We start from the raw sequence: 14,993 nt of genomic DNA, 5'->3' as shown, positions 1-14,993 counted from the left end.
AAGCCGCCCAGCGGTGACCTCTCACACGCATTCTTCAGGCCTGGGGCAGGGATGATCGCCGTGGTTTGGCGCAGCAGTTCAACTGTGTCCACCCGGAGTTCCATGGTGGAAAGGGCTCGTCCCGGGCACGCGTGCTGGCCCATGCCATAGCCATAGCCATAGCCATAGCCATAGCCATAAATGAGGTTGTTGGCGGCATTTTCGGGAGGACCATAGTCGTCGGGGTCGCCAAAAACGGCAGAGTCCCTGTTTGCTTACACCCAGTCCAGATAGACCCGGCGCTCCGGCTCGATGCAGTGTTCCCCCGAGTCCCGTTGCGCGCGTGGTTTTGCGCCCGTTGGACAGGAACGGGTTGTCAATGCGCAGCATTTCATCAATGGCGGCGTCCAGGAAGGCAGCATCTTCGCTGGCTAAATCCGCCATGCGGCTGCGCAGTTCCTGCTGGAGCTCGGGGTGCTGGGCCAGTTGGCTGACAATGCTGCCCACCCAACCGGAAATGGTGCCCAAGTCCCCCGCCGTCCAGTTGCGCACAATGCTGACAGTCTCCGCCAGCAGAAGGGGGCGCATTGCCTCCATAGTCATGCGCCATTTCATCGGCGGGGTCCACGGCGGTGCCGCGTCCGCCGATGCGTCCCATGCGGCGGGTGTTGGCCAGATCTGCGATGATGGCGTCGAAGCGGTGGGCGATCTGCATGGTTTCGCCAGCCCCCCAACCACGTCCACCGGCGCCCCGCGGGAGATTTCTGCCACGAGTTTGGCAGCCACTGCCCGGCAGATCGGCGCAATCGCCGCAGTGCATTCGCCCGTCATGTATTTGTCCACCACGGCACGGTAGCGGGTGCGTTCGGTACCAACCATGCCATTGGGCACATTCAGGTGGGAAGACACTGCGGAGGAGAACGTGCCAGGTCCGGCGCCGCGGCCAGGACGTCGGCGCTCAGGCCAACTGCCGTCCGCACTGGTGTCAGCCATCCACCCGGCAGCGTCCGCCCCCTGCCGGGCCCTGTGATCGAAGCCCTGTGATCGAAGTCGCCATGCTAGCGTTCTGGTAGACGGATCCCTCCGGACGAGGTGGAGCTGCATTCATGCATGTTCCTCCCCGGGGCTACCCCGGGGCACGCAGTATTGCTCGAGCAAGCGCCGCGGGTGGGGCTCTGCGCTCCGCGCAGCACGCCACCCGCACAGACAGACGGGTCGTCCGGAGGCTTCCGTCGCCTCACGGCATCCCTGGATTCGCTGTGGGGCCGCGAAGGGAAGTGAGGGGGATGGCCATCGAACATAAAGCTGTGCAAGTCCTTGCCCGCACGCCGCATCCCACACCCACGACTGTGGCAACGGCGTTGGCGCATGCTTTTCTTGCAGCCCCGGAGTGGACAGTGCCGGCGTTGGTGTCCGCTGGTGCCGATGTATTGGGAGCACGACGGCGTTGGCTGGGTCCGCTGGTTCGAGCCGTGGTGGGCGCCTATCACCGGAAACCCGCCGACGCGCCTCGCGAGCTGGCCGCCCACATAGCTGCCAGCGATCCCTTCGTTGCTGCTGTGGGCAAAGCGACGGAACAGCGCAAGCCCCTTCGGTTAGCTTCCTATGCGTTGGCGGGCCCCGAAGTGCGGGATGCCGCCTTTGCTGTTCCCGAGGTCGCCGGGCTGGACCAGTTGGCAAGACTCCTCGGCTTGACGATGGGCGAATTGGAGTGGTTTGCCGACACCCGCCACTTGAACAGGCTTGCCCACCGGAGAAGCTTGCAGCACTACCGCTACGTATGGCGCGAGCGGGCCGGCAGGACCCCTCGACTGTTGGAGATTCCGGGGCTGCGGCTGCGGAGCATCCAACGGAAAGTGCTGTGCAGCCTCTTGGCTCCGATTCCACTGCACAACTCGGCCCACGGTTTCGTCCCGGGACGAAGTGCGGCCACCGGAGCGGCTGGCCATACTGGCTCCGACGTGGTGATGTCTCTTGATCTGCTCAGCTTCTTCGCCAACGTCACCGCCGGGAAAGTTTTTGGCGCACTGCGTCAAGCAGGCTATCCGGAAGCGGTGGCGCACAGGCTGACCGGATTGTGCACCCATGTCGTCCCTCCCCGGATCATCAGCGCCATGCCCCGGGGCGGCACCGCGGCTGGACGCTTTGCCTTGGCCCAAGCCCTGCGACTCCCCCATCTGCCGCAGGGCGCACCGACATCTCCCGCACTGGCGAATGTGGCATTGCGAAGGTTGGACTCCCGGCTGCAGGGCTGGGCAGACTCCTTCGCAGCCAATTACACCCGCTATGCCGACGACCTTGGCTTCAGCGGGGGTCCCTCCTTGGCCCGCCGTGCCGACAGTTTCCTTCGGGGAGCAAAGCGGATCGTCGACGACGAGGGCCATGCGCTCAACGACCGCAAGACCCGGGTGCGCCCACGCGGCACCCGCCAGCAGATCACCGGGATCGTGGTGAACCAGCATCTCAACGTTCCGCGCCACGAATTCGACGCACTCAAGGCAATCCTGCACAATTGCGTTTTGCATGGTCCGCAGTCGCAAAACCGCGCCGATCACACCGATTTTCGCGCCCACTTGCGAGGTCGGATCAATTGGGTGGAGTCATTGAACCCGGGGCGAGGCGTGCGGTTGCGGCGCGACTTTGACAAGATCAGCTGGTAGGTCCAACCATCGTCGAAGACTCCGGCAAACGACGCCACAGCTTTGGCCATGCTGCAGCGAAGCCGGGGTGCAGGTCCAGCAATTCAACATCCGACGGCGTCACCCATTCAAGGGCAATGCTTTCGGGGTCGTTGATCACCGCTTCAAAGCGCTCCACCACGCTGACAGCAACGGTGGTGTAGGACCAGTAACCAACGTCGTACACCGAGGTGAAAAGCAGCTCGACTTTCTCGTCAGGCACACCAGCTTCCTCCCAAGCCTCGCGAAGCGCGCCGTGGACCGCACTTTCCCCCTGATGGCGTGCGCCTCCGGGCAGACCCCATGTGCCGCCGTGGTCGGACCAGAGTGCGCGGTGTTGCAGCAGGATTCCTCGTTCGGTATCGACCACCAGCAAGCCGGACGAACCAAACCTGCCCCAGAATTTCCCTGCTTCGCCCTCGACCCAAGCGTCGCCGGGGTCGCGCGGGCCGCTGTCCTTGCCCAAACGCCCGATCGAAGCGGCACTTCGCATGAAGGGAGCCGACGCTGTTGCTGCATCCGGATGTATCTGGGAAGAATCATCGTCCATGCTCTTTACGCTATCAAATCCACAGGGCTCAGCGGGTACTGGTGGGTGGGTGGGGGTTTTGTTGTCAGTTTTGTTGGTTGTGGGTGCTGTTGTGGTGGCTGCTTTTGTTCAGGCCGTGGTGGTAGGTGTTGCGGCGCGAGGTTTGGGTGGGGTCAATCAGGTACGGGGCGGTGAAGGTGGGTGTGCCTTGAACCAGCTCCAGCCTCCATTCGCTGTGGTGAATCAGGGTGTGGTGAGGTCCGCAGAGCAAGGCAGCATTGCTGATATTGGTTTCCCCTCCGTGTTGCCACGGGATCACGTGGTGGGCCTCGGTCCACGGCGCCGGGACGGTGCAATCAGGAAAGCAACACCCCAGATCGCGGGCGAACAAGATCTTGCGTTGCGCCAGGGTGAAGAGCCGCTGGGCCCGACCCACATTGAGGATCTCTTGCCCATCTCCGGTCAACACGGTGGTGATCTCCGGATCACACAAGGACGGGGCAAACAGTGCCAACGGCACAGGCCCGTTATAGGCGGTAAACGCCGTCCCCGTCCCGTCCCTGCGGGCCAGGTCTTCCTCGGTGGCCATGATGATCAACTGCGCTTTCAGCCCACCATTGAGCGGGAGTTTCTCCGTCCGTGCCGCCAACTTCACACACTCCAGCAACCCATCCAAGAGCTTCTGCCCATAGGTGCGCTCGTCCTTGACCACCGGGTCCGTACTCGCCGGATCAATCGGATCCAAGCCCTCCAACATCTCCCCCGAACCCGGAACAGGAATCCGCACACCATCAACCACCCGCGACTGCTCTTGCCCCTGCCCGGGCACCGCAGCCCACACCGACCGCCACGCCGACGCACCACCTTCGGGCGATGCACCACCTTCGGGCTCCGGACACGGATCCCCATCGGGCCCCGGACACGGATTCTGTCCTGCTTCCGCCCGGTCCCGCCCTGGTCCCGGGATCAGCGGGTCCCGTCCTGGGCGTGAGGGCGCTTCCTCATGACCCAGGGGCGATTGCGGGCCCGGCTGTGCCCTCCAACCCACCCCAGCCCCAGCCGCTCCGGCTGGTTCTGCCAGCCCTGACGCTCCTGCCGGCCCGGCTGTCCCGGCTGCTCCGGCTGGTTCTGCCGGCCCTGACGCTCCATTCGTCCCTGTGCCCGTCGCCGTCGTTGCGCCCGTCGCTCCGGCCGTGGGTGTGGTGAAGAGTCCCATCAACCCGTGCAGCTGCTCGAACAAGGTCTCCTGCCCGCCGATATCAGTGCCAGCACCATTGCTGGCATCAGGGCCGGCGCCAGCACAAGGGTCAGCGGCAGCAGCGGTGGAGCTATTGGCCGTGTCAGGACCCTGATCAGTGGCACCGGCGTTGTTGGCGTCCGCACCCGTCTCAGTCGTCTGGCCAGCACCTCTGGCCGTGCTGGTGGTCGTGGTGGTGTTCGCGTCTCCGTGGTGGTTGGGGTTCGTGGCGTGGCCAATGGCGGCCATAAGCTGCTCGTGTTGCCCGATGGTCATGTACCCGTCAATATGAATCAGCCCGCGCCGGGGCTTGCGGAAAAACAATCCCTGCTTCGCCACCAAATCAGCATGACTGGGCTTTTGCCCGTCGGGATCCAGATGACTCATGATCCGGTTGCCAATACGACGCAAACAATCCGGATCCTCCCCCTGCCCGGCCTCCACCAACGTCACTTCGACGTCTAGAAAACAATCCTGGTCAATCCTGCCATCACTCGCCAGACGGGCTGCTTCATCCACAAACCCGGACACCAGCAACGCTTGCTCTTGAGACAACTCTCCCCGGAAGAAGGCTTCCCCCAGCCGGGGCTGGCGCACCGGGGCAACATTGCCACTGAACACGTCCCGCACCGGCAACACTGCCTCGGCAAGGCGGATCTTGCGATGTGCCTCAGCCGCACTAACCTTCAAGGACTGCACCAACAAATCCACCGGCCTGCGCACCCCGGTTGCCTCGTACCAACCGGCTTCAGTGCGCTGGGCCAACTCAGCCACCACCTGCACAGTCATCGCCTCCCCAATCCTGGCCAAGTGCTCCAGGTCTTGCGCCCACCGCACACACTCCCGATCAGACAGTACCCCGACGTCCACACCAAACGGTAACCCACCAAGGTCACCGCCAGCAGAAGCAGCAGCAGCAGCAGCAGACATATCCTCAACCGTGACAGCACTGGCACGGGACGCGGCACGGACCAAAGCCCCTGCAAGATTCAACAGCTGGTGAACATGCCCACCAACCCTGGAATATTCTGAATCGGAGGCCGAAAGTCCCGGCCTCGCTGCCGTTTCATTCATACATATATTCTAAGAGCGTCCACTGACATTCACACCCGCCAGCATCGCCGTTGTGGACACCGGCCCGACCAGCACACCCTGTGCAGGCAATAAAAAGGACACGACACCCACCACCTTCAAATAGCGTCAGGCCACCGGTCTGCGTGAGCTAAGAAGGCTGTGACCACATGATGGTCAAACTGCAGGTTGGGAAACTGTGCCAAGCGTGGAACGCACGATTCGTCCCGCTCCAACGTCCGGCCAATGCTGTCGCCTAGTCGCACTTTCGCTGCCGATGGTTGGGTTTCCATGAATGGCGTTTACTCTATGACTTATGCACGTAGCCGCAGGTAAGTTCAGAGTCATCGCTCAAGCGATGGTTCCTCGCCATCCAGCGCAAGCAATTGCCACTGGGTTCGGTTTGGCCATCCTGCTCGGAACGCTTGTCTTGATGCTGCCCATCGCAAAGTCCGGAACCGGTGGAGCCGGTGTTTTGGAAGCTCTCTTTACGGCCACATCCGCTGTGTGTGTCACAGGGTTGGCCGTGGTGGATACGGCCGCGTATTGGACCCCTTTCGGACAGGGCACGATCTTGGTTCTCATCCAGATCGGTGGATTCGGCATCATGTCGTTCGCTTCCCTGCTCGGGGTACTGATGGCCCGGCGTTTGGGGCTCAAATCCCGAATCCAAGCTGCTACGGAAACAAAGAGCACCGGGTTTGGTGACGTTCGATCCGTGCTCTTTGGAATTCTGCGCATCACCATCAGCGTCGAACTCGTTGTCGCGGCTGTTTTGGCTCTGCGTTTCGGCGTCGGCTACGGATACTCCGCCGGGCACGCAATCTGGCTGGGTCTCTTTCACTCCGTGTCAGCCTTCAACAATGCTGGATTCGCGCTCTTCAGCGATAGTCTCATGAGCTTCGTCGGAGACCCCTGGATTTGTTTGCCGATTGCTGTTGCCATCATCATCGGAGGGTTGGGGTTCCCGGTTCTCTTCGAGCTGGGGCGTCATTACCGCAAGCCCCTGCACTGGAGCATGAACACCAAATTGGTGCTTAGTGGCACGGGTACCCTTCTGGTCCTGGGAACACTTTTTATCAGCGCGCTGGAATGGAACAACCCCAAGACCCTCGGCGCGTTGTCTACGGCGGATAAGCTCCTCGCCGGTTTCTTCCAATCCGTGATGACCCGCACCGCTGGCTTCAACTCACTGGATCTAGGCCAGATGGATCCGGCTACCTGGCTGGGCATGGATATCCTGATGTTCATCGGCGGCGGACCGGCAGGTACCGCGGGAGGCCTCAAAATCACCACGTTCGCCGTGCTCTTCTTCATCCTCGCCACCGAAATTCAAGGCGGCACAGCAGTGAATGTTTTCGGCAAACGACTCTCCCGCTCCGTGCATCGCCAAGCCATCACCATCGTCCTGCTCGCCGTCGCCCTGGTGATTGGTTCCACCATGGCGTTGATGCTGATGACGGACATCGGCTTTGACCGGCTCTTCTTCGAAACCATCTCGGCTTTCGCCACCGTCGGACTCTCCACCGGGATCACGGCGTCCCTCCCACCGGCAGGGCAACTCCTGCTGGTGTTCCTGATGTTTATCGGCCGTCTCGGTCCAGTGACCCTGGCCTCCGCCCTGGCACTACGATCCCGTCCCCTGCTCTACGAATTCCCGAAAGAGAGGCCACTCATTGGCTAAACATCCACTTTTCGCACCCAAATCGATGGAACGAATCGCAGAAGCAAACTCCGTCGTCGTCATCGGACTGGGCCGGTTCGGAGGTGCGCTGGCCTTGGAACTGGCGGCAGCTGGGACCGAAGTGCTCGGCATTGACCGGGATGAAGACATTGTCCAATCCTTCAACGGCCGGCTCACCCACGTCGTTCGGGCGGATTCCACCAAGGAAGAAGCCTTGCGCCAACTCTCGGTGCATGAGTTCGACAGGGCGGTGGTTGGCATCGGCAGCGACCTTGAAGCCAGCATCCTCACCACCTCATCGTTGCTTCGATTCAAGAAACCCACGATCTGGGCGAAGGCGGTCAGCGCTGCCCACGGCCAAATCCTGGAACAACTCGGCGTGGAACATGTTGTGCGCCCGGAAGAGGACATGGGGCGCAGGGTCGCCCACCTCGTCCGCGGCGCCATGCTGGACTACATCGAGTTCGAGGACGGCTTTGCCATGGTCAAGACACGCCCGCCCAGGGAAGCGCTGAACCAACCCCTGGGCGTGACGGGAATCAGGGCCAAGCACCACATCACCGTGGTCGCGGTTAAACGTAAAAACGGTGAATGGGACTACACCACCCCACAAACCGTGCTGAATCTGGACGACGAGATCATCGTCGCCGGGGCAACTTCGGCCGCCGAACGGTTTGCCACTCTGATCTAGTAGACGAGGCACAACCCATGTTCGGATCACCGCACGTTGTGGGAACAAAAGATGCGCGCAACCTCGGCCCCCAAGGGCCAGGTTGCGCGCATTCTATGAGGGAATTAGAAGTCCCAGTCGTCGTCCTCGGTGTTCACGGCCTTGCCGATGACGTAGGAGGAACCGGAGCCCGAGAAGAAGTCGTGGTTCTCATCGGCGTTCGGTGAGAGCGCGGACAAAATGGCCGGGTTCACATCGGTGACGGCCGAGGGGAACATGGCCTCGTAGCCCAAGTTCATCAGCGCCTTGTTGGCGTTGTAGTGCAGGAACTTTTTGACATCCTCGGCCAGACCAACGGAGTCGTAGAGGTCGTGGGTGTACTGGACCTCATTCTCGTACAGCTCAAACATGAGCTCGAAGGTCCAGGCCTTCAGCTCTGCCTTGCGCTCTGCGGAGAGACCTTCCAGGCCCTTCTGGTACTTGTAGCCGATGTAGTAGCCGTGCACGGCTTCGTCGCGGATGATCAGGCGGATCAGGTCGGCCGTGTTCGTCAGCTTGGCGCGTGAGGACCAGTACATGGGCAGGTAGAAGCCAGAGTAGAACAGGAAGGACTCCAGCAAGGTGGAGGCGATCTTGCGTTTGAGCGGGTCGTCGCCGTAGTAGTAGCCCTCGATGATCTGGGCCTTCTTCTGCAGGTTGACGTTCTCCACCGACCAGCGGAAGGCTTCGTCGATTTCCTTCGTCGAGGCCAAGGTGGAGAAGATCGAGGAGTAGCTCTTGGCATGCACCGATTCCATGAACGCAATGTTCGTGTAGACGGCCTCCTCGTGCGGGGTGATGGCATCCGGGATCAGCGAGACCGCACCCACCGTGCCCTGCAGGGTGTCCAGCAGGGTCAGGCCGGTGAACACACGCATGGTGAGCAGTTGCTCATCCGGTGTCAAGGTGGCCCACGACTGGATGTCGTTGGACAGCGGCACCTTCTCGGGCAGCCAGAAGTTGTTGCAGAGGCGGTTCCAGACTTCCACGTCCTTCTCGTCCTCGATGCGGTTCCAGTTGATGGCCTTAACGTGGCTTGCCAACTTCAGCTTTTCCGGTGTCATCGTTTTTCTCTCTTCACTAAATACTGGTGGCTCCAAGAGCCCAGTCAATCTTAAGCCGAAGGCACGACGGCGGGACGCACCCGCCGTCGTGCTCTTCAGTTATGTGGCACTAAAGCATGCAAGAAACACAATTTTCCACCTCGGTCCCTTCCAGCGCGAGCTGGCGGAGACGGATGTAGTAGATGGTCTTGATGCCCTTGCGCCAGGCGTAGATCTGCGCCCTGTTGATGTCGCGCGTGGTGGCGGTGTCCTTGAAGAACAAGGTCAGGGACAGGCCCTGGTCCACGTGTTGGGTGGCAGCGGCGTAGGTGTCGATGATCTTCTCGTGGCCGATCTCGTACGCGTCCTTGTAGTACTCGAGGTTGTCGTTCGTCAGGTACGGGGCCGGGTAGTACACACGGCCCAGCTTGCCTTCCTTGCGGATCTCGATCCGCGAAGCCACCGGGTGGATGGACGACGTGGAGTTGTTGATGTAGCTGATGGAACCGGTGGGCGGGACGGCCTGCAGGTTCTGGTTGTAGATGCCGTGTTCCATGACGGAAGCCTTCAGCTCACGCCAGTCATCCTGCGTGGGGATGTGGACGCCTTCAAACATCTCGGCGACCTTCTCCGTCTGCGGCAGCCATTCACCGTCCGTGTACTTGTCGAAGAATTCACCGGAGGCGTAGGTGGACTTCTCAAAGCCGGCAAAGCTGGAGCCGGTTTCGATGGCCAGCAGGTTCGATGCCCGGATGCAGTGGTACACCACGGTGTAGAAGTAGATGTTGGTGAAGTCCAAGCCCTCTTCCGAGCCGTAGTGGACCCGCTCCCGTGCCAGGTAGCCGTGCAGGTTCATCTGGCCCAGGCCAATGGCATGGGACTGGTCGTTGCCCTTGGCAATGGAGGGCACGCTGGTGATGTTTGACATGTCCGACACAGCCGAAAGCGTGCGGATGGCCGTTTCGATGGTGCTGCCGAAGTCCGGGGAATCCATGGCTTTGGCAATGTTCAGTGAGCCAAGGTTGCAGGAGATGTCCTTGCCGGTCTCGGCGTAGGAGAGGTCGTCGTTGTAGCTTGTCGGTGCCGAAACCTGCAGGATCTCCGAGCACAGGTTGCTCATGATGATCTTGCCCTCGATCGGGTTCGCGCGGTTCACCGTGTCTTCAAACATGATATACGGGTAGCCGGACTCGAACTGGATCTCGGCGAGAGTCTGGAAGAACTCGCGGGCCTTGATCTTCGTCTTCTTGATGCGGGCGTCGTCCACCATTTCGTAGTACTTCTCGGTGACCGAAATGTCGGAGAATGGCATGCCATACACTTTTTCGACGTCGTACGGGGAGAACAGGTACATGTCCTCGTCGCGCTTGGCCAAATCGAAGGTGATGTCGGGGATGACCACACCGAGCGACAAGGTCTTGATGCGCACCTTCTCGTCGGCGTTCTCGCGCTTGGTGTCAAGGAAGCGGTTGATGTCGGGGTGGTGGGCGTGCAGGTACACGGCGCCTGCACCCTGGCGGGCACCGAGCTGGTTGGCGTAGGAGAAGCTGTCTTCAAGAAGCTTCATCACGGGGATGACGCCGGAGGACTGGTTCTCGATCTGCTTGATGGGCGCACCCACTTCACGGATGTTTGTCAACGCAAACGCCACCCCGCCGCCGCGCTTGGACAGCTGCAGTGCGGAGTTGATGGAGCGGCCAATGGACTCCATGTTGTCTTCGATACGCAGCAGGAAGCAGGAGACAAGCTCGCCGCGCTGGGCCTTGCCGGCGTTCAAGAAGGTGGGGGTGGCCGGCTGGAAGCGCCCTTCGATGATCTCGTCGACGATCTTGGTGGCGAGTTCTTCGTTGCCGCGGGCCAGGTGCAGGGCAACCATGCACACGCGGTCCTCGTAGCGCTCAAGGAAGCGGTTGCCGTCGAAGGTCTTCAGCGTGTAGGACGTGTAGAACTTGAAAGCGCCCAAGAAGGTTTCGAAGCGGAACTTCTTCTTGTAGGCGTGGTGGTAGAGGTCGCGGATGAAGTTCATCGTGTACTGGTCAAGCGTTTCACGCTCGTAGTACTCGTTCTTCACCAGGTAGTCCAGCTTTTCTTCCAGGTCGTGGAAGAAAACGGTGTTGTTGTTCACGTGCTGCAAAAAGTACTGGCGGGCGGCGGCCTTGTCGGCGTCGAACTGGATTTCGCCGTCGGCGTTGTACAGGTTCAGCATGGCGTTGAGCTCATGGTAACCCAGGCCCTCCCATGCCGCAGGCATGTCCTTGGACGCCTTCACTGTTGAGTCGTGTTCTGAGACAATCGTGTCCAAAATTCTTCCAATCCTTCGCGAACGCGGTCCACGTCCTCAGACGTGCCCATCAGTTCAAAACGGTATAGATGCTGTACATTGCACTTCTCGGCGACGATGTCTCCGGCAAGGCAATAGGTGTCTCCGAAATTCGTGTTCCCGGCGCCAATGACGCCACGGATCAAACGTCGATTTTCGGGTATGTTCAGGAATTTGATGACCTGCTTTGGCACTGCCCCACGCCTTGTTTCCCCACCATAGGTTGGCAGGAGCAAGACGAAGGGCTCTTGCGCCAAGAGGGTGTCCTCACGGGTGAGAAGCGGGATCCTGGCGGCGTCAACACCGAGTTTCACAACGAATCTGTGGGTGTTGTCGGAGGCTGATGAAAAGTAAATCAAGGGGCTGCTGGTTATTCGAGAGGCTATCCGACCAACAGCGGCTTCGGCTGCAATGGCTGACATGACAAACGCTTTCCAACTACTTGCTTGCGGCGGTGGGGCCAACCATTCCTTCGGCCAGCCCCACTCGTGTGTGCCGGAGCACGAGAAATGGTGGTGTTGCACCCGAGGTCCGGGCACTGCTGCGGCTATGCGACGCTGGTGGCTGCGTCCTCGAGGACTGCGGCCAATGCTGAAATTTTATCCGGACGGAAACCCGACCAGTGGTCGGCGTCGGTGATCACTACGGGCGCCTGCTGGTATCCCAGGCTGAGCACATGCTCAAGGGCTGCCGGATCGGTGGAGATGTCCACGCTCTGGTACGCAATGCCCTTCTTGTCCAACGCGCGGTATGTGGCATTGCACTGCACGCATGCTGGTTTGGTGTAAACCGTGACGGTCATGATCAAGTTCCCCTTGTCTGTAACTACCTTTGGCTGCCGATAACGGCCTGCTCGCTCTCGGTGGGACCAACGGTTCTCGCCACGGTCTCGCCAGCTTTTCGAGCTGTTCCAGCTAATTCCTTGGAACCGCTTGAATTCTGTAATAGATACTACATGTAGTGCAGAGTCCGGAGGTAGACCCCTACATGATGTATTACAAGTATGTCATTTTATACACCGTCCGTCCACAGGCAACGGGATTTAAAAGCGCTAGAACTCAACGAAAAATCTGCACTGTCCACAGCTTGTGGAGTACTTCATCACAAAAAATTCAACGGCGTGTCGGGTAACTGCGGCGTGTCGAACTACTTCGCCGCACGTGCCGCAGGAGACAGTGCCGGCCATGCTGCCGGCCATGTTGCCGGCCACAGTACAGGCCACGCCGAAGCCGACGGCGCCGCCTATGCTTGCATGGAGTGGGCCGAACCCCAGAGAAGAGGTTACCAGTGATCAATCCCGTCCATCTTCAGACGTTGCTCGAGGTTGTCCGCCGCGGGTCCTTTGCCGCGGCCGCCACCACACTGGGGTACACGGCGTCGGCCGTTTCACAGCAGATGTCAGCCCTTGAGCGCGATGCCGGGGTGGCCTTGTTCCGCAGGTCGGCGCGCAGCGTGGTGCCGACCGATGCTGCGCTGGTCATGTCCAGGCATGCGGCCAAGGTCCTCACCGACATCGACGCGCTGCTGGCAGCCAGTGCCAGGACCGAGGAAGGGAGCGGCCAAGAACTGCGCTTGGGCATCTTTCCCTCGCTGGCCACCTACGTGTTGCCGCGCCTGCTGCGCAGCCCGGAGTGGCCCGCCCTGGGCATCAAGGTGCACATCTCCGTGGGCGAGCCCCAACAGACCATTGGCGGTCTGCGCAGCGACGGGACCCTTGATGTGGCACTCGTGTATCAGGTGGGGCAGTCCGGACTGGCGTGGCCGCACAGCCTGAACCGGCAATGGATAGGCGATGACAACTTCAGGGTGGTCCTTCCCCAATCCTGGGGCATCCGTCCCGGCTCGGTCATGGCGGCCGAGCAGCTTTCGGATATGCCGTGGATCATGCACCATCCCGGGACCAGCGACGCCTCGGTCATCGAACGGCTCTTTGCCAGCTGCAACCTGCATCCGCGCGTGGTCGCCTACAGCGACGACTTCAATGCGAGCCTGCAGCTGGCCAGCGTGGGTTTGGGTGCGGCGCTGGTCCCCGAGCTGGCGCTGCGCAACAAACCCGACAACGTGGTGGTCCTGGACGTGCCGGAAATCCGGTTGGCCAGGAACATCTTTGCCCTGCTCATCAACGACGCCCGGACAGCACGGGTGGAGGTGTTCGTGGACAAGCTGGCGGGCATTCTGCAGGAAATGACGGGCACCAGCTATGTGGACTCCCGCTCCTAGCCCTTGCGGAAGCGCCGGGCCGGTGCCACGAAGCGCTTGATGAGCTGTTTCTTCACTGCCCCGTACGGCGGGTAGATCATGGCGAGGGTGTCAGGCGCCAACGACTTTTCCAGGACGGCCTTTCGGTGGGAGAACGTCTTGATGGAGTGGCGCCCGTGGTAGCTGCCCATCCCGCTCTCCCCCACACCGCCAAAAGGCAGGTCCGGGATGGTCAGGTGGGCCACGGGGACGCCGAAGTTCAACGCGCCCGACGACGTCCGTTCAGTGAATTGCGTGCGTACTGCCTTGTCTTCGCTAAAGACATACAGGGACAGCGGCTTGTCCCGCTCGTTGATGAAGTCGAGGGCGTCCTCCAACGAGTCCACGGTGACAAGCGGCAGCACGGGACCGAAGATCTCACTGTCCATGAGCCGGGCCTGCGCATCCACGTGCAGCACTGTTGGTTCAATGTACCGGGCCACCGCATCCGAGCCGCCCCCGCTGACCAGCACCGATCCGGCGCCTTCGGCCAGGTCCGCTGCCACCATGTCGGCAACGCGGGCGAAGGCGGCGTCGTGGATCATGCGCCCGTAGTCCAGGCTCCGGGCCGGATCCGTCCCGTAGAGTTCGATGATGGCTTTCGGCAGTTCGGCAGCCAGCCCGGCCAGGGCCGGGCCGGTCCCCAGCACGTAGTCGGGGGCAACGCAGGTCTGCCCGGCATTCATGAACTTGCCCCAGGCGATCCTGCGTGCGGCGGCGGCCATGTCCACGGTGTCGTCAATGTAGACGGGCGACTTCCCGCCCAGTTCAAGCGTCACAGGTGTCAGGTGCTTTGCCGCTGCAGCCATGACGATGCGCCCCACACGTGAGTTTCCGGTGTAAAAGATGTGGTCGAAGCGCTGGTCCAGCAGCTCGGTGGTCTCCGGGACCCCGCCTTCAACAATGCTCACAGCCCCGCCAAGATATTCAGGCACCCACCGGGCCAGGGCGGTGGAACTGGCCGGGGCCAGCTCGCTGGGCTTGGCCACCACGGTGTTGCCGGCCGCCAGCGCGCCGATGGCCGGGGCCAGCAGCAATTGGAGGGGGTAGTTCCACGGGGCTATGACAAGGACCACACCCAGGGGTTCCAGGACTGTGAAGGCCTTGGCCGGCAGGAGGGCCAACGGGACGGCGGCCTTGCGCGGCTTGAGCCACCCTTCAAGGTGCTTGATGGTGTGGGCGATCTCGCTGGTCAGGAAGCCGAGCTCTGTCAGCCATGACTCTGCCGGGTGCTTGCCCAGGTCTTCCGCCAGTGCATCGGCAAAGTAGTCCCGCTGTTCGCACAGCATGCGGTTCATGGCCGCCAGTTGTTGCAGCCGCCACGCAAGGGGCTTGGTGATTCCGCTGTCGAAAACTGTCCGGGCTGCTGCCACCGTTGCATCTGCACTCATGTGTTCAATCTAGTCCGCGCGTCAAGCCGCCAGCCAACCGAACTGGCTGCTTAAACGCCGAAGGCGTTCCCTGCCCCCGTGCGGGGAACAGGAAACGCCTTCGGCAGTGGCGCG

The 14,993-nt window shown here is 61.4% G+C and carries 13 protein-coding genes; 6 read left to right on the top strand and 7 right to left on the bottom strand.

What is annotated here, in order from left to right; translation table 11 throughout:
• Positions 1–358: 358 nt before the first annotated feature.
• Together QMG25_RS12035 and QMG25_RS12030 are read left to right on the top strand one after the other, a co-directional pair.
• The gene (locus QMG25_RS12035; RefSeq protein ID WP_283460472.1) at positions 359–835 is read left to right on the top strand and encodes a hypothetical protein; all 477 of its coding nucleotides are present in this window, start codon (positions 359–361) and stop codon (positions 833–835) included.
• A 430-nt stretch (positions 836–1,265) separates the two neighbouring features.
• Positions 1,266–2,639: a reverse transcriptase family protein gene (locus QMG25_RS12030; RefSeq protein ID WP_283460471.1), complete on the top strand. Its 1,374-nt coding sequence runs from the start codon at positions 1,266–1,268 to the stop codon at positions 2,637–2,639.
• On the opposite strand, the gene QMG25_RS12025 is transcribed toward QMG25_RS12030, so the two are convergent.
• Positions 2,629–3,150, bottom strand: coding sequence for an NUDIX domain-containing protein (locus QMG25_RS12025; RefSeq protein WP_283460518.1), 522 nt, complete (start codon positions 3,148–3,150; stop codon positions 2,629–2,631). The two genes, QMG25_RS12030 and QMG25_RS12025, sit on opposite strands and share 11 nt — an antisense overlap.
• A gap of 121 nt (positions 3,151–3,271) precedes the next feature.
• Positions 3,272–5,353: an HNH endonuclease signature motif containing protein gene (locus QMG25_RS12020; protein WP_283460516.1), complete on the bottom strand. Its 2,082-nt coding sequence runs from the start codon at positions 5,351–5,353 to the stop codon at positions 3,272–3,274.
• Between the two features lie 574 nt (positions 5,354–5,927).
• Between QMG25_RS12020 and QMG25_RS12015 the strand changes: the two genes are divergently transcribed.
• Positions 5,928–7,178: a TrkH family potassium uptake protein gene (locus QMG25_RS12015; RefSeq protein ID WP_349307131.1), complete on the top strand. Its 1,251-nt coding sequence runs from the start codon at positions 5,928–5,930 to the stop codon at positions 7,176–7,178.
• 25 nt (positions 7,179–7,203) lie between these two features.
• Entirely contained in the window at positions 7,204–7,869 is a 666-nt protein-coding gene (locus tag QMG25_RS12010) for a potassium channel family protein (protein ID WP_283460470.1), read from the top strand.
• A 104-nt stretch (positions 7,870–7,973) separates the two neighbouring features.
• On the opposite strand, the gene nrdF is transcribed toward QMG25_RS12010, so the two are convergent.
• From nrdF to nrdH, 4 genes are all read right to left on the bottom strand, one after another.
• Positions 7,974–8,951 carry a class 1b ribonucleoside-diphosphate reductase subunit beta gene (gene nrdF, locus QMG25_RS12005; protein ID WP_283460469.1) on the bottom strand — a complete coding sequence of 326 codons (978 nt, stop codon included), beginning with the start codon at positions 8,949–8,951 and terminating at the stop codon, positions 7,974–7,976.
• A gap of 109 nt (positions 8,952–9,060) precedes the next feature.
• Positions 9,061–11,181: a class 1b ribonucleoside-diphosphate reductase subunit alpha gene (nrdE, locus tag QMG25_RS12000; RefSeq protein ID WP_283460512.1), complete on the bottom strand. Its 2,121-nt coding sequence runs from the start codon at positions 11,179–11,181 to the stop codon at positions 9,061–9,063.
• A gap of 14 nt (positions 11,182–11,195) precedes the next feature.
• Positions 11,196–11,672, bottom strand: coding sequence for a class Ib ribonucleoside-diphosphate reductase assembly flavoprotein NrdI (gene nrdI, locus QMG25_RS11995; protein ID WP_283460468.1), 477 nt, complete (start codon positions 11,670–11,672; stop codon positions 11,196–11,198).
• A gap of 125 nt (positions 11,673–11,797) precedes the next feature.
• Positions 11,798–12,052 (bottom strand): glutaredoxin-like protein NrdH, encoded by a 255-nt coding sequence (gene nrdH, locus QMG25_RS11990; RefSeq protein ID WP_283460467.1) that lies wholly within the window; start codon positions 12,050–12,052, stop codon positions 11,798–11,800.
• 201 nt (positions 12,053–12,253) lie between these two features.
• On the opposite strand from nrdH, the gene QMG25_RS11985 reads away from it, so the two are divergent.
• Entirely contained in the window at positions 12,254–12,541 is a 288-nt protein-coding gene (locus QMG25_RS11985) for a hypothetical protein (RefSeq protein WP_283460466.1), read from the top strand.
• Positions 12,538–13,470 carry a LysR family transcriptional regulator gene (locus tag QMG25_RS11980; RefSeq protein ID WP_283460465.1) on the top strand — a complete coding sequence of 311 codons (933 nt, stop codon included), beginning with the start codon at positions 12,538–12,540 and terminating at the stop codon, positions 13,468–13,470. The genes QMG25_RS11985 and QMG25_RS11980 overlap by 4 nt, the downstream gene beginning before the upstream one ends.
• Here the strand turns inward: QMG25_RS11980 and QMG25_RS11975 are convergent.
• Complete coding sequence (locus QMG25_RS11975; protein WP_283460464.1) at positions 13,467–14,879, bottom strand: aldehyde dehydrogenase family protein; 1,413 nt, start codon at positions 14,877–14,879, stop codon at positions 13,467–13,469. The genes QMG25_RS11980 and QMG25_RS11975 overlap by 4 nt on opposite strands.
• Positions 14,880–14,993 lie beyond the last annotated feature (114 nt).

The organism is Arthrobacter sp. H35-D1, from assembly GCF_030063185.1.
Classification (GTDB): Bacteria; Actinomycetota; Actinomycetes; order Actinomycetales; family Micrococcaceae; genus Specibacter.
Note: the sequence above shows the minus strand (reverse complement) of the source record. Positions and strands in the feature narration are given on the sequence as shown.